14 protein-coding genes are annotated in these 23,030 nt (G+C 73.6%); 7 read left to right on the top strand and 7 right to left on the bottom strand.

What is annotated here, in order from left to right; all coding sequences use genetic code 11:
* Positions 1 to 47: 47 nt before the first annotated feature.
* Complete coding sequence (gene ftsX / locus ACLJT4_RS30615; protein ID WP_016572291.1) at positions 48 to 959, bottom strand: permease-like cell division protein FtsX; 912 nt, start codon at positions 957 to 959, stop codon at positions 48 to 50.
* 9 nt (positions 960 to 968) lie between these two features.
* Positions 969 to 1,658 carry a cell division ATP-binding protein FtsE gene (gene ftsE, locus ACLJT4_RS30610; RefSeq protein ID WP_016572292.1) on the bottom strand — a complete coding sequence of 230 codons (690 nt, stop codon included), beginning with the start codon at positions 1,656 to 1,658 and terminating at the stop codon, positions 969 to 971.
* A 318-nt stretch (positions 1,659 to 1,976) separates the two neighbouring features.
* On the opposite strand from ftsE, the gene ACLJT4_RS30605 reads away from it, so the two are divergent.
* On the top strand, positions 1,977 to 2,168 hold the full coding sequence (locus ACLJT4_RS30605; protein WP_016572293.1) for a hypothetical protein: 192 nt from the start codon (positions 1,977 to 1,979) through the stop codon (positions 2,166 to 2,168).
* Between the two features lie 142 nt (positions 2,169 to 2,310).
* Here the strand turns inward: ACLJT4_RS30605 and ACLJT4_RS30600 are convergent, their stop codons facing one another.
* From ACLJT4_RS30600 to ACLJT4_RS30585, 4 genes are all read right to left on the bottom strand, one after another.
* Complete coding sequence (locus ACLJT4_RS30600; RefSeq protein WP_411127220.1) at positions 2,311 to 3,222, bottom strand: hypothetical protein; 912 nt, start codon at positions 3,220 to 3,222, stop codon at positions 2,311 to 2,313.
* Positions 3,223 to 3,557: 335 nt separating this feature from the next.
* Positions 3,558 to 4,664: a peptide chain release factor 2 gene (gene prfB, locus ACLJT4_RS30595; RefSeq protein ID WP_016572295.1), complete on the bottom strand. Its 1,107-nt coding sequence runs from the start codon at positions 4,662 to 4,664 to the stop codon at positions 3,558 to 3,560.
* A gap of 137 nt (positions 4,665 to 4,801) precedes the next feature.
* A complete protein-coding gene (locus tag ACLJT4_RS30590; protein ID WP_411127215.1) occupies positions 4,802 to 6,106 on the bottom strand; it encodes a serine/threonine-protein kinase in 1,305 nt (434 codons plus the stop codon).
* A gap of 181 nt (positions 6,107 to 6,287) precedes the next feature.
* Positions 6,288 to 7,913 carry a protein kinase domain-containing protein gene (locus ACLJT4_RS30585; RefSeq protein ID WP_411127213.1) on the bottom strand — a complete coding sequence of 542 codons (1,626 nt, stop codon included), beginning with the start codon at positions 7,911 to 7,913 and terminating at the stop codon, positions 6,288 to 6,290.
* Between the two features lie 533 nt (positions 7,914 to 8,446).
* Between ACLJT4_RS30585 and ACLJT4_RS30580 the strand changes: the two genes are divergently transcribed.
* The 5 genes from ACLJT4_RS30580 (at position 8,447) to ACLJT4_RS30560 (ending at position 18,216) form a co-directional block, all read left to right on the top strand.
* Entirely contained in the window at positions 8,447 to 12,226 is a 3,780-nt protein-coding gene (locus ACLJT4_RS30580) for an FtsK/SpoIIIE domain-containing protein (protein ID WP_411127375.1), read from the top strand.
* 1,080 nt (positions 12,227 to 13,306) lie between these two features.
* Positions 13,307 to 14,680 (top strand): ABC transporter substrate-binding protein, encoded by a 1,374-nt coding sequence (locus ACLJT4_RS30575; RefSeq protein WP_411127211.1) that lies wholly within the window; start codon positions 13,307 to 13,309, stop codon positions 14,678 to 14,680.
* Between the two features lie 61 nt (positions 14,681 to 14,741).
* A complete protein-coding gene (locus ACLJT4_RS30570; RefSeq protein ID WP_411127209.1) occupies positions 14,742 to 16,076 on the top strand; it encodes a carbohydrate ABC transporter permease in 1,335 nt (444 codons plus the stop codon).
* A gap of 8 nt (positions 16,077 to 16,084) precedes the next feature.
* A complete protein-coding gene (locus ACLJT4_RS30565) occupies positions 16,085 to 17,005 on the top strand; it encodes a carbohydrate ABC transporter permease (protein ID WP_411127373.1) in 921 nt (306 codons plus the stop codon).
* Positions 17,006 to 17,241: 236 nt separating this feature from the next.
* The gene (locus ACLJT4_RS30560; protein ID WP_411127207.1) at positions 17,242 to 18,216 is read left to right on the top strand and encodes a class I SAM-dependent methyltransferase; all 975 of its coding nucleotides are present in this window, start codon (positions 17,242 to 17,244) and stop codon (positions 18,214 to 18,216) included.
* A 42-nt stretch (positions 18,217 to 18,258) separates the two neighbouring features.
* Here ACLJT4_RS30560 and ACLJT4_RS30555 read toward each other — a convergent pair whose 3' ends face one another.
* A complete protein-coding gene (locus ACLJT4_RS30555; RefSeq protein WP_411127205.1) occupies positions 18,259 to 18,948 on the bottom strand; it encodes a class I SAM-dependent methyltransferase in 690 nt (229 codons plus the stop codon).
* Between the two features lie 250 nt (positions 18,949 to 19,198).
* On the opposite strand from ACLJT4_RS30555, the gene ACLJT4_RS30550 reads away from it, so the two are divergent.
* Entirely contained in the window at positions 19,199 to 22,756 is a 3,558-nt protein-coding gene (locus tag ACLJT4_RS30550; RefSeq protein WP_411127203.1) for a CDP-glycerol glycerophosphotransferase family protein, read from the top strand.
* Positions 22,757 to 23,030 lie beyond the last annotated feature (274 nt).

Raw genomic sequence — 23,030 nt, 5'->3', positions numbered from 1 at the left:
CAAGGGCGCCGTACGGGGAGTTGCCCGTACGGCGCCCTTGGCGAAGCTCACACCTTGAGGTACTTGCGCAGCGCGAAGAACGCGGCGAGCGCGGGCATCAACAGGCCGATGAGCAGGACCAGCGGCAGCACCGCCAGGACCGAGTCCCAGCCGATGAAGTTGACCACCTGGATCTGCTTGGCCAACCACTGGTTGATCATGAAGTACTTGCCGCCGACCAGCAGCACGCAGGCGAACACCGCACCGATGAGGCCGGCGATGGCGGCCTCCATGATGAACGGCAGCTGGATGTAGAAACTGGACGCACCGACCAGCCGCATGATGCCCGTCTCCCGGCGGCGGCTGAAGGCCGAGACCCGCACGGTGTTGACGATCAGCATCAGCGCCACGACCAGCATCAGGCCCATGACGCCCAGGGCCGCGTACCGCATGCCGTCCAGCAGACGGAACAACGGCTCGACGGTGTCCCGTTGGTCCTGCACCTGCTCGACGCCGGGCCGCTCGGAGAACGCCGACTTGATGACGTCGAACTTCGTCGGGTCCTTGAGCTTGACCCGGAAGGACTCCGGCAACTGGTCGGGCGTCACCAGACCGGCCACGGGGGTGTCGCCGAACTGCTCCTTGTAGTGCTTGTACGCCTGGTCGCTGGTCTCGTGCTCCACGTTCTGCACCAGCGGCAGCCGGTGCAGTTCGGCGAGGATGTCGTTCTTCTGCTGCTCGGTCGCCGCGCCCTTGGCGCAGTTGGCGGCCGTTTCGGCGTCGTTCTTGTTGCAGAAGAAGATGGAGACGTTGACCTTGTCGTACCAGTAGCCCTTCATCGTGCTCACCTGGTCGCGCATCAGCAGCGAGGCGCCGAACAGGCCGAGCGAGAGGGCTACGGAGACGATGACGGCGAAGGTCATCGTGAGATTTCGGCGGAGACCGACACCAATCTCCGACAGGACGAACTGGGCGCGCATGGCGTCCTTTCAGTGCTGGTAGCCGTACACGCCGCGCGACTGGTCGCGTACGAGCCGGCCCTTCTCGAGTTCCATGACCCGCTTGCGCATCTGGTCGACGATCTGCTGGTCATGGGTGGCCATGACCACCGTCGTCCCGGTGCGGTTGATCCGGTCCAGCAGCTTCATGATGCCGACGGAGGTCTGCGGGTCGAGGTTGCCGGTGGGCTCGTCGGCGATGAGCAGCAACGGGCGGTTGACGAAGGCCCGCGCGATGGCGACGCGCTGCTGCTCACCACCGGACAGCTCGCCCGGCATGCGTTCCTCCTTGCCGCCGAGGCCGACGAGTTCGAGGACTTCGGGCACCGTCTTGCGGATCTGGCCGCGCGGCTTGCCGATGACTTCCAGGGCGAAGGCGACGTTCTGTCCCACCGTCTTGTTGGGGAGCAGTCGGAAGTCCTGGAAGACCGTGCCCACCTGGCGCCGCATCTGCGGCACCTTCCAGTTGGAGAGCTTGGCCAGGTCCTTCCCCAGTACGTGGACGGCGCCATGGCTGGCGCGCTCCTCGCGCAGGAGCAGTCGCAGGAAGGTGGACTTACCGGAGCCCGAGGAGCCCACCAGGAAGACGAACTCGCCGCGCTCGATCTCCAGGGAGACGTCCCGGAGGGCGGGGCGGTTCTGCTTCGGGTAGGTCTTGGAGACGTTGTCGAATCGGATCACAGATGCACCACGGTCGACCTGGGTAGGGGCACGGGTTGCCGATCACGGCTCCCGTCGGTGAGCGTGACCATACGCGAACCTCGGGTGGGGGCGAAGTCGCCGACGGGGGTTGGTGCGTTTCTTCACGGCGCCTATGGGACAAAACGAGCACAATTCCGGGCGAGCGGGCGCGGAGGGGACGGCGGGATCCGGTCGGACGGGAGGGGTCTGGGAGTGGTAGCCGTCCGTGGGGCGCGCCGTCCGGCTGCGGAGCTGGCACAGTGGTAGAGGGAACCGACGCGCTTCCCGGTGCGTTGGTGCAGTGAGTAAGGAGGTCGCATGACGTACGACCGATTGGTGTGCGCCAACTGCGCGGCCCCTGTGAGCGAGGGCCGCTGCCCCGTGTGCCGGGCCAGTAGGGAACGCCTCCAGCGGCAGGCAGGCATTTTCGGCCAGCTCAATCCCGTGGTACTGGCGGCCCTGCTGATCGCGCTGATCGCGGTCGCGGCGCTGCTCCACCAGGCCGTGTGACGGTCCCGCGCTCGACCGCGGCGCCATGGCGTGACGGCGCCGCCGCCCAGCGTGTTCGGATCCTTGCACGCCTCAGCCGTACGCCCGAGGGGCCCGGGACGGTCATGCCGTCCCGGGCCCCTCGTCGTGCGTCGCGCCAGCGTCAGGCAGCCGCCGCGCCGCCGCCGTTCTTGTTGATCAGGCGGGGCAGGACCCGGAAGCCCACGCCACCGGCGATCATCGTGGCCGCACCGATGAGCAGGAAGGTGGTGCCGGACGAACCGGTCTCCGCCAGCTGCTGACCGCCCTTGGCCTGCTGCTTGGCCTGGCCCGGAGTGTCGACGACCTGCTCCTTGCCCTGGCCGGGCTGCTCGATCGGCTTGGAGCCCTCGTTGTCGGTGCCGGTACCGGTGCTGTCGCCACCGGTGCTGCCGCCGCCGGAGTGGCTACCACCGGTGCTGCTGCCACCGGAGTGACCGCCGGTGCTGCTGCCGCCCGAGTGACCGCCGGTGCTGCTGCCACCGGTCTGGCCGCCGGAGTTCTGGCCGCCGGTGGTCTCACCACCCGTGGTCTGACCACCGGAGCTGTGGCCACCGGTGGTCTCACCACCCGTGGTCTGACCGCCGGAGTTGTCGCCACCGGTGGTCTCGCCACCCGTGGTCTGACCGCCGGTGGTCTCGCCACCCGTGGTCTGACCGCCGGTGGTCTCACCACCCGTGGTCTCGCCACCGGTGGACTGACCGCTGGTGGACTCGCCGCTGGTGGACTCGCCGCCGGTGGACTCGCCGCCGGTCTGGCTGCCGATCTCACCGCCGGTGGACTCACCACCGGTCTGGCTGCCGATCTCACCGCCGGTGGTGTCACCACCGGTGGACTCGCCACCGGTGGAGGTGCCACCGCTGGTGTCGTGGCAGAACAGCTCGAGCACGTCCCACGGCTTGCAGACCTTGCCCGCAGCCTGGCCCTGTCCGGTCTCGGCGGCCGATGCCGCGCCGGCCGCGGTAAGCGACGCACCGGCCGCGATCACCGCACCGGCCGCAATGCGCGCAACGCGCAGCCGCGTCTTCTTCGTCATGTACTGCTACCCCCAGTAGCTGAACTCGTCAATGGAGCACCGCCGCACGGGGCAACGACCGATGGGGTTGTGCACACCACGGCCGCGCAGCGCCTGCGGACCGTTCGCCTCCCCGTTCCTGCACGCGCCCCATGACACACGCATGCCGCGCTCAGCCTTCCCAGTTCTCGGAACATCGTCAAGGCCGAATAAAGGCTTGATGCCTGAATTGCCATGAGTTGGGCGATACATGGACGTACGACTGTGACCTAACCGCCATGACAAAAGGCAACTGCCTCCCCGAGGGAGGCAGTTGCCGGGAGGTTTCGCGGGTTTTTGTCCGCTTGCGTCGGCGGTTACTTCGCCTGCTGCTTGCGCCAGCGGATGCCGGCCTCCAGGAAGCCGTCGATGTCGCCGTCCAGCACGCCCTGCGGGTTGCCGACCTCGAACTCCGTCCGCAGGTCCTTGACCATCTGGTACGGGTGCAGGACGTACGAACGCATCTGGTTGCCCCAGGAGTTGCCGCCGTCGCCCTTGAGGGCGTCCATCTTGGCCTGCTCCTCCTGGCGGCGCCGCTCCAGCAGCTTCGCCTGGAGGACGTTCATGGCGGAGGCCTTGTTCTGGATCTGCGAGCGCTCGTTCTGACAGGAGACGACGATGCCGGTGGGCAGGTGGGTCAGGCGGACCGCGGAGTCCGTGGTGTTGACGCCCTGACCGCCGGGGCCGGAGGAACGGTAGACGTCCACCCGCAGGTCGCTCTCGTCGATCTCGATGTGGTCGGTCTGCTCGACGACCGGCAGCACCTCGACGCCCGCGAACGAGGTCTGGCGGCGGCCCTGGTTGTCGAACGGCGAGATGCGCACCAGGCGGTGCGTGCCCTGCTCCACCGAGAGCGTGCCGTAGGCGTAGGGCACCTGGACGGCGAAGGTGGTCGACTTGATGCCGGCCTCTTCGGCGTACGAGGTCTCGTACAGCTCGGTCTTGTAACCGTGGCGCTCGGCCCAGCGCAGGTACATCCGCTGGAGCTTCTCGGCGAAGTCGGCGGCGTCCACCCCACCGGCCTCGGCGCGGATGCTCACCAGGGCCTCACGGGCGTCGTACTCGCCGGACAGCAGCGTGCGGACCTCCAGCTCGTCCACCGCCCTGCGGACGTCGGTCAGCTCGCGCTCGGCCTCGGCGCGGGTCTCCTCGTCGCCCTCGGCCTCGGCGAGCTCGAAGAGCACCTCGAGGTCGTCGACGCGGCCGCGCAGTTCCTCGGCCCGGCGCAGCTGGCCCTGGAGGAAGGACAGCTTGCTGGTGATCTTCTGCGCGTTCGCCGGGTCGTCCCACAGGGACGGCGCCGCGGCCTGCTCCTCAAGCACGGCGACATCGGCCCTCATCTTGTCGAGGTCCAGGACGGCCTCGATCGACCCCATGGTCGAGGAGAGGGACTTCAGCTCTTCGGATACATCGACGACTGCCACGCACCCAGCCTAACGGCTGCCACCGACAATGTGCCCCGGCCCCGGCCCGCCGGCCGGGGCGAAGCCGGCCCGCGCGGGCCCGCCGCCGGGCCCGCGCGCGGTGTCCGCGCCCGCGCCGCGGCGGCGTCCGGCCCAGGTCACGGCGTTCCGTGCGGCTGGTGCACGCCCGGCCGGGCGTCGCCCGGTTCGCCGCCGCCCGAGGCCAGCAGACCGCCGATCGTGGCGGCCACGACGACCAGGGCGGCCACCGCGCCCACCTTCAGACGACGGCGACGCACCGCCTCCGGTGACGAACGGTGCCGGGCCGAACCCGCCCGGCGCTCCCCCGCGGCCCGCGGGGCGCGGGCCGTGCCGTGCGCGCCACCGGCCAGTTCGTCCGGCTCGGGCACCCGCATGCTGGTGTGCGTCTCCCGGCTGGAGTCCGGGGTGGCTCCCTGGACGAGGGGGACCGCGCCGCGCGGCGGGCCCTCCGGCTCCGTCGTCGGGTAGTGCGCCTCCTGGCGGGACCCGGCGGGGCCGCCCTCCGGGTCGTCCGCCGGCGGCTCGTCGCCGGGCTCGTCGATGTCCAGGGGCGGGATGCCGGCCAGGCCGGGCAGGATCTCCCTCAGTCGGGCGGCCAGTTCCGGGGCGCGCAGCCGGGAGGCGGGCGCCTTGGCCAGGCACTGGAGCAGCAGTTGCCACAGCTCGTCCGGGATGCCGGGCAGCGGGGCGACGCTCTCGGTGACGTGGCGGCGCAGCACCGCGCCGGGGTGGCCGCCCCCGAAGGGCGTGAAGCCGGCGAGCATCTCGTACAGGACGGTGGCCAGCGCGTAGACGTCCACCGAGGCGCGTGGCGGGAGCCCTTCGATGATCTCCGGGGCCAGGTAGTCGGGGGTGCCGATGACCTTGGTCGAGCGGAGCGAGAGGGTGGTGCCCCCGGTCGACGACTGGGGCAGGGTGCGGCGGGCGGAGTCCACCAGGCGCGCGATGCCGAAGTCGGTGAGCAGCGCGGGGTGCGCGCCACCGGGGCCGAGCGGTCCCTGCATGTCCAGCAGGACGTTCTCCGGCTTGACATCGCGGTGCACGATCCGGGCGGCGTGCGCGGCCGCAAGGCCGTCGGCGACGTCGGCCGCGATGGCCACGGCGGCCTCCGGGGCGAGCCGCCGCTCGCGCTCCAGACGGGTGCGCAGGTCCGTCCCGCGGACCAGGTCCATGACGAGCGCGAGGTCGGCGCCGTCCACGACGAGGTCGCGGACGCCGACGACGCGCGGGTGCTCCAGGCTCAGCAGCGCCGCCCGCTCCTGCACGAAGCGGCCGACGAGCTCCTGGTCGGAGGCGAGATCCTCACGCAACAGCTTGATGGCCACGGCCCCTTCGGGACCCTCGCCCAGCCATACCGTGCCCGCACTGCCGCGCCCCAGGATCTGGTGGGCGGTGTACCGGCTGCCGATCTTCCGTGCCAAGACTGCTCCGACGTGTCGGGCCCCCGAGGCGTCCTGCGGGGGCTGAGGTTGGCGTCAAAGCTACGCGGGCGCCAGAGGGTTCAGTGCCCCCAATAGCGGCAACCGTCACTTCTGTCCGCGAATTCACCGGCCGGAAGTCGACAAAGCGACGATGCCGCCACCGCTCCGTCCGTACGGGCCGTCAGCCACCGACTTTCTGTACGAAGTCCTTCACGCTGGTGAAGACGTCGCCGATCTGCTGGAAGAAGCCCTTGGTCGTCCCGATCCACTCCTGGAGCGGGGTGAACTCCCAGATCAACCAGGCCGCCACGAACAGCAGCAGCAGCGTGAAGAGGCAGCCCTTCAGGCAGCCCAGGCCGGGGATCCGCATCGGGTTGGCGCTGCGCTGCCGCGGCTCGCGCGGGGGCCGGGGCTCCCGGGCGGGCGGCGGGGGCGGCTCGTAGCGCTGCGGCGGCGGCTCCTGGCGGCGCTGCGGGGCCGGCGGCCGCTGCGCGGCGTAGCCGGCCGGCTGGCCGCCGTACTGGGGCTGCTGCTGCGGGGCGGGCCCCGGGCGGCGCTGCGGGCGGCGGCGCAGCGGGTCGTCCTGCGGGTCCAGGTACTGCACCTGGGTCTGGTCGTTGCGGTCGCGGGCGGCCCGCAGCTGGGACTCCCACGGGTGCGGGCCCTCGGGCTCCGGCGGGCCGGCGGGCGAACCCATCGGCATCGGGGGCACCGGCGGCATCGCGCGGGTCGGCGCCGGGCCCTGGCCCACGGGGCCACCGGCGCCGGTGGCCGGCAGCACGCTGGTCGGGGCGCCCGGGTCGTAGGAGGACGCGTTGGTCGGCAGCACCTGGGTGGGCGCCGCGGCACCTGCCCCCTGGGAGCCCTCGGTGCCGGGGACCGTGGCGGGGTCCGGGTCCGGGGCGAGCAGCACGGCGACGCCCAGCGCCGCCTGGGCCTGCTCCGGGGTGGCCTGCGCGCCGACGCCCGCCGCGACGGTGCGCAGCCCGCGGGCGAGGTTCTCGGCGCTGGGGCGCTCCTCGGGGCGCTTGCGCAGGCAGCGCTCGATGACCGTCCACATCGGGTCGGGGACCGAGGCGGGGCGCTGCGGCTCCTCGGCGAGGTGCTTGTGCAGGACCTCCAGGGCGGTCGCCCCGGCGAACGGCGGACGGCCGGTGACCAGCTCGTAGAGCAGGATGCCGGCGCCGTAGACGTCCACCGCGGAGGTCTGCGGGCGCCCCTCGGCGGACTCCGGCGCCACGTAGGCGGGGGTGCCGACGAACTCGTGCGTCCGGGTCAGCCCGGGGGAATCGGCGAGCCGGGCGATGCCGAAGTCGGTCAGCATCGGGTGCATCTCGCCGCTGCCGTCCGAGCCGGCGAGCAGGACGTTGGCGGGCTTGAGGTCGCGGTGGACGACGCCGTCGGCGTGGCTGGCGGCCAGCGCGTCGGCGATCTGCGCGGTGAGCAGCGCCGCCGCCACCGCGCTGAACGGGCCGTTGTCGCGCAGGTAGCGGTGCAGGTCGGGGCCGTCGACCAGGTCCATGACGAGCGCCAGCAGGTCGCCCTCGACGACCAGGTCGCGGGTCCGGACGATGTTGGGGTGGGTGAGCCGCAGCAGGACCGAGCGCTCCCGCAGGAAGCGCATCACCACGTCGGCGTCGGACGCCAGCTCCTCCTTGAGGACCTTGATCGCGACCGTTTCGCCGGGCTCCCCCGGGACGGCGGCCTCGGCACCCGCCGTCTCCCTCTGGCGGGCACGCCAGACGGTGCCCGTGGCGCCGCGTCCCAGCGGCTCCTCAAGCAGGTACTTGCTGCCTACCGGCCGCACGTCATGCGCTCCCTGGTCGTGGTGGATCCTTGCCTGGCCCGCTGGGTCAGCTCGCGGCCCGTCCGCCCCACTGTAGTGCCGTCGCACAAACATCTCGGTGCGCCGGACGGGGCGGGGCTCCTCGGAAAGACGCCGGTTCCGGGCCGTTGGTTGCCCCGGTCGCAGGCGCCGCACGGCCCGGCGGGCACGGCGCGGGCGGCGGGCGCGTCAACTCGGCCGGAACCCGCTTCAGCGGTCCGGGTGCCGTCCGCCACTGATCGCTTCCTCGGCATCCGATGATCGAAATCGGCCGGTTCAATGCGGGTAAGCAGGCAGTTTTCCGCCGGGCGCCGACCAATCAAGATCATTAATGGGCGGTCGACGGGCGTGTTGTCAGCGGCAGGTGCGAGGATGCATCCCAGCACGCACGCGGTGGGGGCGCGCGGTCACTGTCGCGACGTGCATGGGACATGTCCGTGCCGACGTGCCCGGGGTGCGGTGGGGGAGCGAGCGAGCCCCTGCCGGATTCCCGGCAGAAGGGACCGTTGACGGCGATGCAGATCCGGCTGACCGTCCTCGGGCCGCGCAGCGGCCCCACCACGCGGGCCTGCGACGTCCTCGTGACGGCCCCCGCCGGCACCGCCCTCGCGACGGTGGCCGGCTCCCTCGCGGCGGCCGTGGCGGGCACCGGCGCGGACGTCGGCACCACCGGCAGCAGCGCCCCCGTCATCCTCTACGCCGGCACCGAACGCCTCGACCCCCAGCGCGCCGCCCTCGGCGAGCCGCCCCTGATCGACGGCGCGGTGCTCTCCCTCCAGGGCCCCGGCCCCGCCCCCGCACACGGCCTGCCGCACGGCTCCGCCCGCCTGCGCGTCGTCTCCGGCCCCGACGCCGGCGGCGTCCACCTCCTGCACGGCGGACAGATCCGCATCGGCCGCTCCGCCGACGCCGACGTCCCCCTGGACGACCCCGACGTCTCCCGCCTGCACTGCGCCGTCACCGTCGAGCCCGACGGCGCGGTCTACGTCGCCGACCTGCGCTCCACCAACGGCACCGCCGTCGACGGCACCGAGCTCGGCGACCGCGCCGTCCTCCTGCCGCCCGGCGCCCTGCTGCGCATCGGCGAATCGGCGCTCCGCCTCCAGTCCCCGCCGCGCACCCCGGACCCGGCCCTGAACGCCACCCCCGACGGCGAGGGCCACCTCCGCGTCGCCCCCGGCCAGCTGGGCCCCGGCGCCACGGCCACCGGGGCGACCACCTCGGGCGCCCTGTACGCCGGCCCCGGCCACTCCCCCACTCCGGCCACCACCGGCACGGGCCGCCGGGGCACCCCGCTGCGCGGCGTCCCCGCCCCCACCAGCCGCGCCGCACACGACACCGCACACGACGCCGACGTGCCCCCGGGCCCGCCCGGCTCCCCCGCCCCGGCACCGGGCGGACCGGCGGGCGGCGGCCTGTTCCCGCCCGCCGCACCCCACCAGCAGACCGCCCCCGGCCCCGCCCCGCACACCCCGGCCGCACCCGACCCCACGGCGCCCGGCGCCGTCCCGCCGCCGCACGCCCCGACCCACGCCACGTACGGCACCGGGCCCACCCACCCGGCAGCGGCCTACGGGACGAGCCCCGCGCCCGTGTCCGGCCACGGTGGCGCGCCCATGGACGGGCAGACCCACGGCGGCCAGCAGTCCCTGGTCCCGGTCGACCCGATGGCCCGCAAGGCCGGCCGGCGCGGCGGCATCGGCGCCTGGGCCCGCCGACTGGCCGGCGGACGCCCCGTGGTGGACCCGGACGCCCCCGAGCCCGGCCCCCCGTACGACGACGACGGGCCGGCACCCGCCGGCGAACCGGCCCGCAGCACCGCCGTCGCCGCGCCCACGGCCACGGCCACCGCCACCGCCACCGCCGCCGCCACCGGCCCGGCCGACCACGAACGCTGGCCGGACGCCGCCGCGGTCCTGCTCACCGTGCTCGGCCCGGGCCCCCGGCTCTGGGAGCGCGGCCCGGACCACCCCGACGCGCTCACCGTCCGCCTGGGCACGGCCGAGCGGGACGGCGGGCGCACCGTCGCACCGGTCACCGTCGACCTGCGCCGCGCCGGCGCCCTCGGGCTGGCCGGCCCGCGCGGGCGCCTCGTCGGCCTCGCCCGGTCCGTCACCGCGCAGCTCGCCGCCCTGCACTCCCCCGGCACGCTGGAGATCGTGCTGCTCGGCACCGACCGGGCGCAGGCCACCGAGGAGCGGGTGGCCGACTGGTCCTGGCTGGGCTGGCTGCCGCACGTCCGCCCGACCCGCGGCCAGGACTGCCGCCTCCTGCTCGCCTTCGACAAGGAACAGGCCACCGCCCGCACGTCCGAACTGGTGCGACGCCTGGACGACGGCCCCCTGGGCCCCGGTTGGCCCAGCGCCGACCGCGCCGAAGTGGCCTCCGCCGCCGCCCGCCACCACGGACCGCACACCCTGCTGATCGTGGACGGCGACCCCGGTTCGTCGGCGCTGCGCGAGACCACCGCACGGCTCGCGGCGGGCGGTCCGGCGGCCGGCATCCACGTGCTCTGCCTGGCGGAGACCCCGGCCGCCTCCCCCGCCTTCCCGCTGGCCGCGACGTACGAGGCGGCGCGCGTCGCCTCACCCGCGTTCGGCGAGTGCGGCGCGGTCGCGGTGCTCAGCGGCGACGTCGCCACGGCCCTGCGGGTGGTCCAACCCGGCTCGGGGCCGAACGGCGCGGTCGCGACCGTGGACGCGGTCTCCGCCGCCTGGGCCGAACGGTTCGCCCGGTCGCTGGCGCCGCTGCGCGAGACCGAGACGGGCGCCGGCGCGGGCGGGCCGACGGCACCGCGCGCCGCGGTGCCGCTGCCGGACGCGACGCGCCTGCTGGACGAGCTGGGGCTGGCCCGCGCCACCCCCGCGTCCCTGCTGGCCCGTTGGGCGGCGGCCCAGGACACCGACCGTCCCAGCGCCGCCGCGGTGCTGGGCGCCGGACCGCACGGCCCCGTGGTCGCCGACCTCGCGGCCGACGGCGCCCACCTGCTCGTCGAAGGCGCCCCGGCCACCGGCAAGACCGAACTGCTGCGGTCGCTCGCCGCGTCGCTGGCCGCCGCGGACCGCCCGGACCGGCTGTCGCTGGTGCTGGTGGACGGCGCCGGCACCGAGCGCGGCGACGGCCTGCGGGCCTGTACGGAACTGCCGCACGTCACGACGCACCTGGCCGCCTCGGACCCGGTGCGGATGCGGGAGTTCGCCCAGGCCCTGTCCTCCGAGCTGAAGCGGCGCGCCGAAATACTGGCCGGCACCCCCTTCTCCGAGTGGCGCACCAAGCACCTCCCGGCCCCCCGCATCGTCGCCCCCCGACGCTCCGCCGAAAGCACCGCCACCCACGGCGCCGCCACGGCGAACGCCCGCGCTCCGCACACCGCGAACGCGACAGGGCCGAACCCCTCCGGCCCCTCAAACACCACCGGGATCACAGGCACCGCCAGCGCCTCCGCCACCACCTCGGGTGCGCGTCCCGCGACGGCCCGCGCTTCCGCAGCCGCGCCGCACCAGCAAGCCAACTCCACCCCACCCACCCCACCCACCTCATTCACACCGAGTAACGAAACGCCGGAACAATTCACTCTCCGTAATCGTTGCCGTAATGAGGAAGAGGGCGGCGGCACCACGGCCGGACCCGCGGACCCCTCCCGCACGGGCACCCTGCGCCTCCGCACCCGCACGGAAGCCTCCGAGCCCGGCCCGGCGGCGTCCCAGGCGCCGACGCAGGGCCCCACCCACACCTCCGCCCCGATGCCCCGACTCTTCGTCCTGGTCGACGACTTCGACGCGCTGGTCTCCCCGGCGCTGGGCAGCACCGGCCGCCCGGCCGCCGGTTCCGTGGTCCGCGCCCTGGAGGCGGTGGCCCGGGACGGCGCGGCGCTGGGCGTGCACCTGATAGCGGCGACCGGCCACCCGGACCGCACCGAAGGCACCGCCACCGCCGAACGGGCCGCCCTGCGCATCCAGTTGGGACGCATCCCGTCGGCCGTCGGCCGCGCCGGCCCGGCCGAGTCGGCACCGTCCGACGCCGAGCCGGTGCCGCCGGGCCGCGGGTGGCTGCACCGCGCCGAGGACGGCGCGTCCACGCCGTTCCAGGCGGGTCGGGTGACCGGCCGGATACCCCGTACGTCCACCCTGCGGCCGACCGTCGTGCCCCTGGAGTGGCAACGGATGGGCGACCCGCCGGCCCGGCGCCCGCTCCGGGAGCTGGGCAACGGCCCGACGGACCTGGCGCTGCTGGCCAGTGCGCTACAGCGGGCCGCACAGTCCTCGGGCGCGCCGGCGGGGCCGTCGCTGATGTGAGGCCGGCGCTGGGGCCGGTGTTGACGTGAGGCCGGCGCCGCTTCGTGGCCGACGCTGGGGCCGTCGTTGACGTTCGTTTCCGGAGCTGGGGTGCGGGAGGCGCTGCTTCGTGGCCGGCGCTGCTCTGTGGTCGTGGAGGGCTGTCGTGGAGGACTTCGGCCGATAGGGGCTCGGGTTTTAAGGGCCTGGGCCTTCGGGGGTTGTGCCTTCGGGGCCTGGGGCCCTTGGGGTAGTGGCCGGCAGGGTGGGGCGGAGGCTGCCCGGGGGTGGCGGCTGCAGTGGGGGTGGCGGCTGCGGTGGGGGGCGAGGTCGGGTCGGCTCGGGCCCGTAACAGGCCGATCACAAAAGGGCAGTTGGCGAGGGCGGCGGTATTGCGGAGCCGGTGGTGGGGGCGTAGGACTGTCGCACGTGCCGCGGTCCCGGTCCGCTTCGCGATCTCGGTCTTCGCGATGCTGGTTTCGGGGATCTCGGTGGTCTTGGTGATCTCGGTGGCCCCGGTGCCGGTGTGGTGTCGGTAGTGGTGTCGGTGTCGGGCCCGGTCGTGGTTGCCGGGTGGGCATGGACCGGGCCGAGCGGGTGGGTCGGCCCCTGCGGGAGCCGCGGGGTGCCGGGTGCCGGCAGGACCGGTAGGGAACGGCAGAACAGCTGTAGAGACCGGTAGAACAGCTACGGAACGACTGCACCGCCAGTACGGACAGCACCGTCAGCACTGCCAGCACCGCCAGCACGGACAGCACCGCCAGGTTCGCCAGCACCGCCGGTAACGACGGCTCGGACAGCGCCACCGGCACCACTGCCAGCACCACCGCCGGCGCCAGCCGCCGGCACGGTTGGCGCCAGCGATGCCGTCAGCGCCACCGGCACGGAGCACGGCAGCACCACACCGCAGCACGGCACAGCTCAGCGACGCCGCAGCGCGGCACAGGCGCGGCGGCGCCGGAGCACGGCAGCACAAGCACTCAGGCACTCAGGTCAAGCAGGTCAGGTCAGGCAGGTCAGGTCAGGCAGCTATGTGGGCGGATGGGCTGGGCGGGATCGTTGGGTGAGCGCTCGGTCAAGGGCTACGGAGGGGCTACGGGGATGCGTGGACGAGTCGGGCGGGGCGGGCGCGCGGGGGTGCGGGTGGCGGCGGCCGTGGCGGTGGTGGCGCTCGGGGCCGCCGGGTGCGGGGGCAGTGGGAGCGGTGGGGGTAGTGGGAGCGATGGGTCGGGAGGTGGGAGTACGGCGCCGACGGTGGCGTTGCCGAAGTTGAGCGGGCAGCGGTTGCAGGTGACGGCGGTCTGGACGGGGGCCGAGCGGGACAACTTCACGAAGGTGTTGGCGGAGTTCGAGAAGCGCACCGGGGCGAAGGTGGACTTCGTGCCCAGCGGCGATGACATGGCGGGCTTCATCGGGTCCAAGATCGCTGGTGGTGGGCCGCCGGACGTGGCGCTGTTGCAGCAGGTGGGGGTGTTGAACGAGTTCGCCGGGAAGGGGTGGCTCAAGCCGCTCGGGGCGGACGCCAAGGCGCAGTTGGCGAAGAACTTCAGCAAGGGGTGGCGGGAGCTGGGGGCCCACGGGGGCACCGAGTACGGGGTGTACTTCAAGGCCAGCAACAAGTCGTTGGTCTGGTACAACGCGAAGGTCTTCGAGAACGCCGGGGTGTCCGAGCCGAAGACGTGGCCGGAGTTCTTGAAGACGGCGCAGACGATCTCCGAGTCGGGTGTGGAGCCGGTGTCGGTGGGCGGGTCGGACGGGTGGACGCTGACCGACTGGTTCGAGAACGTGTACCTGTCGCAGGCCGGTCCTCAGAAGTACGACCAGTTGGCGAAGCACGACCTGAAGTGGACGGATCCGTCGGTGACGCGGGCGCTGACCACGTTGGGGCAGTTGTTCGGCCGCAAGGAGTTGTTGGCGGGCGGCAATGCGGGGGCGTTGCAGACGGACTTCCCGACGTCGGTGACGCAGACGTTCACCGGGGGTGACGCGCCGAAGGCGGCGATGGTGTCGTCGGCGGACTTCGCGGCGGCGAACATCGCGCAGACGAAGGCGAAGGTGGGGACGGACGCGAAGGTGTTCCCGTTCCCCGCGGTGGGTGCCAAGTCGCCGGTGGTGACCGGTGGGGACGTGGCGGTGGCGCTGAAGGACTCCAAGGCGGCGCAGGCGTTGTTGACGTTCCTGGCGTCGACGGACGCGGCGAAGATCTGGGCGCAGGCGGGCGGTTTCCTGTCGCCGAACAAGGAGTTGGACCGGGCGGCGTACGCGGACGACGTGATGCGGAAGATCGCGCAGGCGTTGGTCGCGGCGGGGGACGACTTCCGGTTCGACATGTCGGATCAGGCGCCGGCGTCGTTCGGGGGGAAGCCGGGGCAGGGCGAGTGGAAGGACCTGCAGGACTTCTTGAAGGACCCCAAGGACGTGGCGGGGACGCAGCAGCGGTTGGAGCGGGACGCGGCCAAGTCCTTCGGGCACTGAGCGGGCCGGGCAGTACCTCGTTGGGTGGGGCACCTCGATCGGGAGCGGGGGTTCGTCGGCGATGAGCGAGGCGGGTACGGGTGCGGGGCGGGCCGGGGCGCGGCGGCGCGGGGTGGCGGGGACGCGGTGGTGGGTCGCCGCGGTGTTCTTGTTGCCGGCGTTGGTGTTGCTGGGTGCGCTGGTGGTGTATCCGATCGGGTTCTCGGTGTACCGGAGTCTGTTCGATGCGTCCGGCGACGGCTTCGTGGGGCTGGGGAATTACGGGGCGATGTTCTCGGACGAGGGCATCCGGACGGCGTTGCGGAACAACGTGGTCTGGGTGGTGGTGGCGCCGACGGTGTCGACCGCGCTGGGGTTGATCTTCGCGGTGTTGACGGAGCGGGTGCGGTGGGGCACGGCGTTCAAGTTGGTCGTCTTCATGCCGATGGCGATCTCGATGTTGGCGGCCGGGATCATCTTCCGGTTGGTGTACGACCAGGATCCGCAGCGCGGGGTGGCGAACGCGGTGTGGGTGGGGGTGCACGACACGTTCGCGGAGCCGGCGCCGTTCCCGGGGGCGAAGCCGCGGCCGAACGCGGAGTTGCGGCCGTCGGGGGGCGGGGCGTTCACGTCGCGGTCGGTGGTGCGGGCGGGGGCGCAGGTGGCGCTGCCGTTGGTGGCGGTGCAGCCGTCGGACGTGCGGGGGGCGCGGTCGGCGGTGGTGGCGCGGCCGCGGGCGGGTCAGGTGACGGGTACGGCGTGGTTGGACTTCACCCGTGGGGGTGGGGGGCGGCCGAACGTCATCGATCCGGGTGAGAAGGCGTTGGCCGGGCTGAGGGTGGAGGCGGTGAAGGACGGCCGGGCGGTGGCGTCGGCGGTGACCGCGGCGGACGGGACGTTCGCGTTGCCGGCGGCGGAGGCGGTGGGGGCGCGGGTGCGGTTGCCGGCGGCGGATTTCGCGGCGGCGTACAACGGGGTGGACTGGTTGGGTCCGGCGTTGGTGACGCCGGCGATCATCGGTAGTTACGTGTGGATGTGGGCTGGTTTCGCGATGGTATTGATCGCGGCGGGGTTGGCGGGGGTGCCGCGGGAGTTGTTGGAGGCGGCCCGGGTGGACGGGGCCGGTGAGTGGCAGGTGTTCCGCCGGATCACGGTGCCGTTGTTGGCGCCGGTGCTGGTGGTGGTGTTGGTGACGTTGATGATCAACGTGCTGAAGATCTTCGATCTGGTGTACATCATCGCGCCGGGGTCGAGTCTGCGGTCGGCGAACGTGTTGGCGTTGCAGTTGTTCCAGTCGTCGTTCGGGACGGATGTGGACGAGGGGCTGGGGAGTGCGATCGCGGTGTTCTTGCTGGTGCTGGTGGCGCCGGTGATGTACGTGAATCTGCGCCGGATACGGAAGGAGCGCCGTCGATGACGTCGTCGATGTCGACCGTGGGCGGGGGCTTGGGGGCGGCTGGTCGTGGGGGTCGTGCGCGGGGGCGGGCGGCTGGTGGGCCGTCGGTGGGGGCGCGGCTCGCGGCGCGCGCCGGTGGTGGTGCGGTGCGGGTGTTCCTGGTGTTGGTGGCGTTGTTCTGGTTGATGCCGTCGGTGGGGTTGTTGGTGTCGTCGCTGCGCAGTCCGGCGCAGATCGCGGAGTCGGGTTGGTGGGAGGTGTTCACCCGGCCGGCGCAGTTGACGTTGGACAACTACAGCCAGTTGTTGTCGAACGGGAAGGTGACGGGGTCGCTGGTGACGACGGCGGCGATCACGGTGCCGTCGACGGTGCTGGTGGTGGTGATCGGGTCGTTGGCGGGTTATGCCTTCGCGTGGTTGGACTTCCCGGGGCGGGACGGGTGGTTCATGGTGGTGGTGGGGCTGCTGGTGGTGCCGGTGCAGGTGGCGTTGATTCCGGTGGCGAAGTTGTTCGGTGCGGTGGGGCTGTTCGAGACGACGGCCGGGGTGGTGTTGTTCCACACGGCGTTCGGGTTGCCGTTCGCGGTGTTCCTGTTGCGGAACTTCTTCGCGGAGATCCCGCGGGAGTTGTTGGAGGCGGCACGCCTGGACGGGGCGGGTGAGCTGCGGTTGTTCACGCGGGTGGTGATGCCGCTCGGCGGGCCGGCGATCGCGTCGTTGGGGATCTTCCAGTTCCTGTGGGTGTGGAACGACATGCTGATCGCGTTGATCTTCGCGGACAGCGGGCATCCGCCGATCACGGTGGCGTTGCAGCAGGAGGTGCGGCAGTTCGGCAACAACATCGACGTGTTGGCGCCGGGGGCGTTCTTGTCGATGGTGGTGCCGCTGATCGTGTTCTTCGCCTTCCAGCGGCAGTTCGTGTCGGGGGTGATGGCGGGGGCGGTGAAGTGACCGCGGGCGGGCGTGGTCCGGGCGGTGGGGCGGGTTCGGGGGTCGGGCGGCGGAGATGACCGGAGCGCGGCGCGACGCTCACCTTCCGTTCATGTTGCTGCCCCACGATGGCGCCGCTCCGTGAAACGCATGGTGCGACCGGGGTGCTGCGCGCGGCCGGCCGGATCCCGGGGCCGTGCCGTGCCCCCGTGTCGTACATCGCCATCGATTCCCGACCGTCTGGAGACGGACCGCACATGACTGCCGCTATCGCAGGCCACAGTGCCGACCAGCTGCCGCGCCCGACCCGGTTGTCCGAGGTCAAGGGGTGGTTCTTCACCGCCGATCAGTTGCTCTTCGACTGGTTCCTGCGTGATCAGCAGGACCGGGGGGTGGCGGGGGACCTGCTGGAACTGGGCGCGTACATGGGCAAGAGCGCGATCTTCCTGGGTGCGCGGTTGCGTCCGGAGGAGCGCTTCACGGTCTGCGACCTGTTCGACTCGCCGGCCGAGGACGTGTCGAACTCGCGGGAGATGGCGAAGTCGTACGCGACGTTGACGCGTCGTGCCTTCGAGGCCAACTACCTTTCGTTCCATGAGGAGTTGCCGGTCGTCGTGCAGGGGTTGAGCTCGTCGGTGAGCGAGCACGTGGCGGCGGGCAGCGTGCGGTTCGCGCACATCGACGCGTCGCACCTGTACGCGCACGTGCACGGCGACATCCTGGCGGTGCGGGAGCTGTTGGCCGATGCCGGGGTGGTGGTGATGGACGACTACCGGGCGGAGCACTGTCCGGGGGTGGCCGCCGCCACGTGGCAGGCGGTGACGGACCACGGGCTGCGGCCGATCTGCGTGACCGGCACCAAGTTCTACGGCACGTGGGGGGACCCGGAGCCGTACCGGGCGGGGCTGTTGGCGTGGTTGGCGGAGCGCGGTGACGTGTGGCACGAGGTGCAGGAGGTCAACGGTGCTCCGCTGGTGCGGTTGAGCGCCAAGGGGGCGAAGGAGCCGGCGCACCCGGTGTCGCGGCACGAGGCGGCGCCGGCACGGGCGGCGGATGCGGCGAAGCCCGGGAAGCCCGCGGAGGCGGCGCAGCCGGTGGTCGGGCGGCCGGCGCCGCGGCCGGCGCGGGGTGCGTTGCGCCGGGTGGCGCTGGACGTGTTGCCGCCGGTGGTGACGCGGGCGCTCGTGCGGGCCCGGAAGCGGGCGCGGGCCCAGGGTCCCGCCGGGCGCTAGCCGGGGCGTGGGGGCGGGCCGGTGGGGGTCGGCCCGTCCGGTTCAGCCGCGGGGGACCTGGCCGACGAGGACGAAGGAGTTCGCGCGCAGGACGCGGCCGGCGGTCCGGGGCAGCGGGTGGGAGTAGGTGCGGCGGACGGCGAGTCCGGCGGCTTCGGCGAAGGCCCGCAGCAGGGTGAAGTCGGTGAAGCGGACGGGTTCCGGGCCGGTGCGGTGGCCGGCTTCCTGGGCGGTGATCAACAGGACGCCGCCGCCGGGCCGGACGTAGGGGACGTAGGCGTGCAGGAGTTCCTCGACCTGTTCGTCGTCGAGGTGTTCCAGGACGTGGGCGGTGAGCAGCGCGTCGAAGGCGCCGGGGCGGGCGTGCGGGCCGGCGAGGAAGGCGTCGGCGGTGTAGGCGGTCAGGCCGCGGGCGCGGCAGTGGGCGACGGACCGCGGGTCGTGGTCGATGCCGACGCTGCCGGGGGCGCAGGCGGCGAGGGTGTCGCCGTCGCCGCAGCCGATCTCCAGGACGCGGCCGGGTCCGATCCGGCGCAGTTGCCGCGCGAACGGGGGCCGGGCGGGCAGCAGCCGGGTCAGGGGGTGCCGTGCGTGGCGGGCGGGCAGGCGGGCGGTGGAGGCGGCCGGGGCGGTGCCGGCGGGGTGTGGGGGGCGGGCGGCGGGGGTGCCGGGGGCGGGGGCCGCGGTGTCGGGGCGGTCGGTGGCGGCGGAGCTGTCGGTTCGGCCGGGCATCGCGGGGCGGTCACCTTCCTGGGCGGCGGGCGGTTGCCGGTGTCCGGTGGGTGGGGCACCGGGCACGCTGTCCACGGTCTACGCCATTGCGGGGGCCGGGCCGCTTCGCCGCACCTTCGCCTCACCCTTTCAGCGCAGCGTCGGTGACCGGGTCGGCGATGGACGAGTTGAGGGACGAGTCGGCCGCATCGTCGCGTGTGTGACGTGGGGTTGGTCCCGTGGTCCGCCTGTCCGGAAAGGCTCGTCCGCCATGAAGCCTCGGCTCACCGTCGTCGTCCCGGTCCCGCGCGGAGCGGGGTCCGCGCGCCATGTGGAGGAGTGTCTGGAGTCGGTGGCGGCCCAGACGTCGGAGGCGTTGGACGTGGTGGTGGTGGACGACGGGCCGGCCCGGGGTGCGGCGGAGTCGCCGCCGGGCGGGTGGCGGCGGTGGGTGGAGCGGGATCCGCGGTTCCGGGTGGTGCACGATGGCGGCGGCGGGGGGCGGGGCGGGGGGTGGAACGCCGGTGCGCGGCATGCCTTTCCGCACACCGAGTATCTGGCGTTCCTGGCGCCGGACGACGTGCTGCTGCCGCGGGCGTACGAGGACCTGATCGGGTTGTTGGACAAGTCTGGGGCGGATCTGGCGACCGGGAACGTCTACCGGTTGGGGGCGGCGGGGCGGAGCCAGTCGGCGTTCCATCCGGCGGCCCGGGAGACGGTGTTGCGCACCCACGTCCGCCGGGATCCGGTGCTGCTCGGTGACCACTTCGTGCGGAACAAGGTGTTCCGGCGGGCGTTCTGGGACCGGCACGGGTTCGTCTTCCCCGACGGGGACGGGTGCGACGGTGCGGCGGTGGCGCTGCCGGCGCACGTGCTGGCCGAGGCGGTGGACGTGCTGCACGAGCACGTCTGTTACTGGCGGCTGCCGTCGGGGGCGGGGCGGTCCGGGCGGCCGGGGGCGCAGGAGGTGCGGGACCGGTTCGCGGCGGTGGCGCGGATGCGGGCGCTGCTGGCCGATCCGGTGCACCGGGTGGACGCCGGGCTGCGGGCGGCGTACGACCGGGCGCAGTTGACCGGGGGGTTGTTGGACCTGGTGGCGGCGGCGCCGGGGGCGGCGCCCGAGGTGCGGACCGCGTTCTTGGACTGTGCGCGGGACTTCCTGGCGGGGACCGATCCGCGGGCGTTGCGGGCGCTGCCGGTGGAGTTGCGGATGCGGTGGTACCTGGTGCGGTCCGGGCGGTTGGCGGACTTGGGGACGCTGTTGGCGCACGAGGCGCGTAATCCGGGGGGTTTCGCGGTGGCCGGGCCGCCGTTGCGGCGGCGGGCGGTGCTGCCGGTGGAGTTGCCGGCGGGGGTGGTGCGGCTGGAGCGGTCGGACTTCCCGGTGCGGGCGGAGGTCCGGGAGGCGGTGTGGCGGGGCGGGGTGCTGTTGCTGCGGGGTTGGGCCTACGTGCGGAACCTGCCGGCCGCCTCGCGGCACGGGGCGCTGCGGACGGTGGTGTTGTCGTGCGGGCGGCGGCGGGTGGTGCTGCCGGTGCGGACGGTGGCGATGCCGGAGGCGACGGCGGCGTCCGGGCAGGAGCTGCACTGTTACGACTGGTCGGGGTTCGAGGTGCGGCTGGATCCGGCGCGGTTGCGGCGCGGGGGGCGGCTGGTGCCGGGCGAGTGGCGGGTGGAGGTGCTGCTGGCGTCGGCGGGGGCGGTGCGGTCCGGGGAGTTGGCGGCGCCGGACAGCGGGTCGGGGGCGGCGCCGGCCGGGCACGAGGGTGCGGACGGGGTGCGGGTGACGCCGCGGTACGTGGACGGGCGGTTGCGGATCGCGGTGTCCCGCCCGGTGCGGCGGCTGGTGGGGTCGCCGCGGGTGGCGGGTGGCGCGTTGGAGATGGCGGTGGCGGCGCCCGGACCGGTGCCGCTGGGGCTGCGCCTGACGCACCGGGGCACGGGGACGGTGGTGTCGTTCCCGGTGGAGGCGGCCCGGGCTCCCGGGGAACCGGCCGGCGGCGGGAGCGGCGCGGCCGGTGGGGCGCGGTGTGTGGTGCGGGTGCGGTTGGACGTGTTGGCCGCGGCGCGGCCCGCGCGGGACGGGGAGCCGGCCGCGGTTCCGCCGCCGCACACCGAGACCTGGTGGCCGGAGCTGGTGCTGCCCGGCGGCGGCACCGATCGGGTGGTCTGCCCGCCGGGGATGGTTCCGGTGGCGCATCCGCTGCCGCACGGCCGGGAGGTGGTGGCGTCGGCGTCGCCGGCCGGGGAGCTGGTGTTGCAGGACCGGGTGCCGCAGGCGTACGCGGACCGGGTGGTGTGGCGGGCGGACGGCACGTTGCTGCTGGCGGGGACGCTGCCGGATGCCGCGCCGACCGCGCCGGAGCTGGTCCTGAAGCACACCGTGCACGCCACCGAGGTGGTGTTCCCGGCCGCGCATGACGGCGGGCGGTTCCACGGGGCGCTGCCGTTGGCCGCGGTGCCGTCGCTGGCCGGGGAGGTGCCGTTGCGGGAGGGCCGTTGGACGGTGCATCTGCGGGAGCGGGGGGCGGTGGGGTCGCCGCTGGATCCGCCGGTGCGGTGCGCGCCGTCGGTCGTCGACGGGCTGCCGGTGTCGCGGACGGTGCGCGGCAAGCCGTTCTCGTTGGACCGGCTGGGGCAGGACGAGGTGTTCGTGGCGGCGGGGCCGGCGGTGCCGCCGGTGGACCGGGGTCCCTACCGGCGGCGGGTGCTGCGCGAGCAGCACTATCCGCTGCACCGCTCGCGGCCGTTGCGGGACACCGTCCTGTACAGCAGCTTCGGCGGCCGGGCGTACGGGGACTCGCCGCGGGCGGTGCACGAGGAGTTGGTGCGGCGGGGGGTGGACGTGGAGCACCTGTGGGCGGTGCGGGACGCGCAGGCTCCGGTGCCGTCGAGCGCGCGGCCGGTGGTGGTGGGCAGTGCCGCCTGGCATGGGGCGCTGGCGCACAGCCACTGGATCGTGACCAACACGCACCTGCCGCGATGGTTCGTGCGGCGGGCCGGGCAGCGGGTGATCCAGACGTGGCACGGGACGCCGTTGAAGCGGATCGGGGCGGATCTGGCGGGGACGCTGTGCGGCGGGTTGGCGCATCTGGCGCCGCGGCCGCGGCTGGGGCGGCAGTGGAGCGTGCTGTTGTCGCCGAACGCCGCGAGCACCCCGGTGTTGCGGTCGGCGCTCGGCTATGCCGGGAAGCTGGTCGAGACGGGGTTGCCGCGGACCGATGCGCTGCACGCCCCGGACCGGGACGAGGTGGCCGCCGCGGTCCGCGCGCACCTGGGTGTGCGGCCGGACCAGCGGGTGGTGCTGTACGCGCCGACGCCGCGCGACGACGTGGCGTACGACGCCTCGCACCACCGGTTGCACCTGCCGCTGGACCTGGACGTGGCGCGGGCGGCGTTGGGCGAGGACCACGTGGTGCTGGTGCGCAGTCATCCGCAGGTGCCGGACCGGTTGCCGGCGCACCACGCGCCGTTCGCGCGCGATGTGTCGTCGTACCCGGATGCGACGGAACTGCTGCTGGCCGCGGACGTGTTGGTGACCGACTACTCGTCGTTGGCGGCGGACTTCGCCGGGACGGGTCGGCCGATGCTGTTCCTCACGCCCGATCTGGCGCACTACCGCGATGCGCTGCGCGGTTTCAGCCTGGACTTCGAGGCGCGGGTGCCGGGTCCGTTGCTGTCGTCGACGGACGAGGTGGTGCAGGCGTTGGGGGACCTGCCGGCGGTGGCGCGGGAGAGTGCGGCGGCGTACGCGGAGTTCCGGCGGGCGTTCTGTCATCTGGACGACGGTGGGGCGGCGGGGCGGGTCGCGGACCTGGTCGTGGAGTGAGGGGGCCGGCGGCGGGGTGAGGGTGTCGGGGCGCGGGCGGGGGCGCGGGCCGGTGGGGTGCGCGGCGGCCGGATCGGCATCTCCCGGCACCCGCGTCGTTACAGCATGTGCAGGCGCCCTCGCGGGGCGTCCGCGCGGGCGAACGCACGGCCTCGCTGCGGGGTCCGGGGGGTTACGAGACGGCAATGAGGCGGAAAAAGAAGGCGGCCGCTGCAACCACTCGGTGGATTTCGCCCTCTGACCCTGGAGAACAGGGGTCCGAACCTGCCCGCGC

This window comes from Streptomyces sp. x-19 (assembly GCF_046549115.1).
Classification (GTDB): Bacteria; Actinomycetota; Actinomycetes; order Streptomycetales; family Streptomycetaceae; genus Streptomyces; species Streptomyces albulus_C.
Note: the sequence above shows the minus strand (reverse complement) of the source record. Positions and strands in the feature narration are given on the sequence as shown.

Bases quoted from the DNA above. Each gene is read 5' to 3' on its own strand.
- ftsX (WP_016572291.1), bottom strand. From the start codon at position 959: ATGCGCGCCCAGTTCGTCCTGTCGGAGATTGGTGTCGGTCTCCGCCGA.
- ACLJT4_RS30605 (WP_016572293.1), top strand. From the start codon at position 1,977: ATGACGTACGACCGATTGGTGTGCGCCAACTGCGCGGCCCCTGTGAGC.
- ACLJT4_RS30600 (WP_411127220.1), bottom strand. From the start codon at position 3,222: ATGACGAAGAAGACGCGGCTGCGCGTTGCGCGCATTGCGGCCGGTGCG.
- ACLJT4_RS30580 (WP_411127375.1), top strand. From the start codon at position 8,447: ATGCAGATCCGGCTGACCGTCCTCGGGCCGCGCAGCGGCCCCACCACG.
- ACLJT4_RS30575 (WP_411127211.1), top strand. From the start codon at position 13,307: ATGCGTGGACGAGTCGGGCGGGGCGGGCGCGCGGGGGTGCGGGTGGCG.
- ACLJT4_RS30570 (WP_411127209.1), top strand. From the start codon at position 14,742: ATGAGCGAGGCGGGTACGGGTGCGGGGCGGGCCGGGGCGCGGCGGCGC.
- ACLJT4_RS30565 (WP_411127373.1), top strand. From the start codon at position 16,085: ATGTCGACCGTGGGCGGGGGCTTGGGGGCGGCTGGTCGTGGGGGTCGT.
- ACLJT4_RS30560 (WP_411127207.1), top strand. From the start codon at position 17,242: ATGACTGCCGCTATCGCAGGCCACAGTGCCGACCAGCTGCCGCGCCCG.
- ACLJT4_RS30555 (WP_411127205.1), bottom strand. From the start codon at position 18,948: ATGCCCGGCCGAACCGACAGCTCCGCCGCCACCGACCGCCCCGACACC.
- ACLJT4_RS30550 (WP_411127203.1), top strand. From the start codon at position 19,199: ATGAAGCCTCGGCTCACCGTCGTCGTCCCGGTCCCGCGCGGAGCGGGG.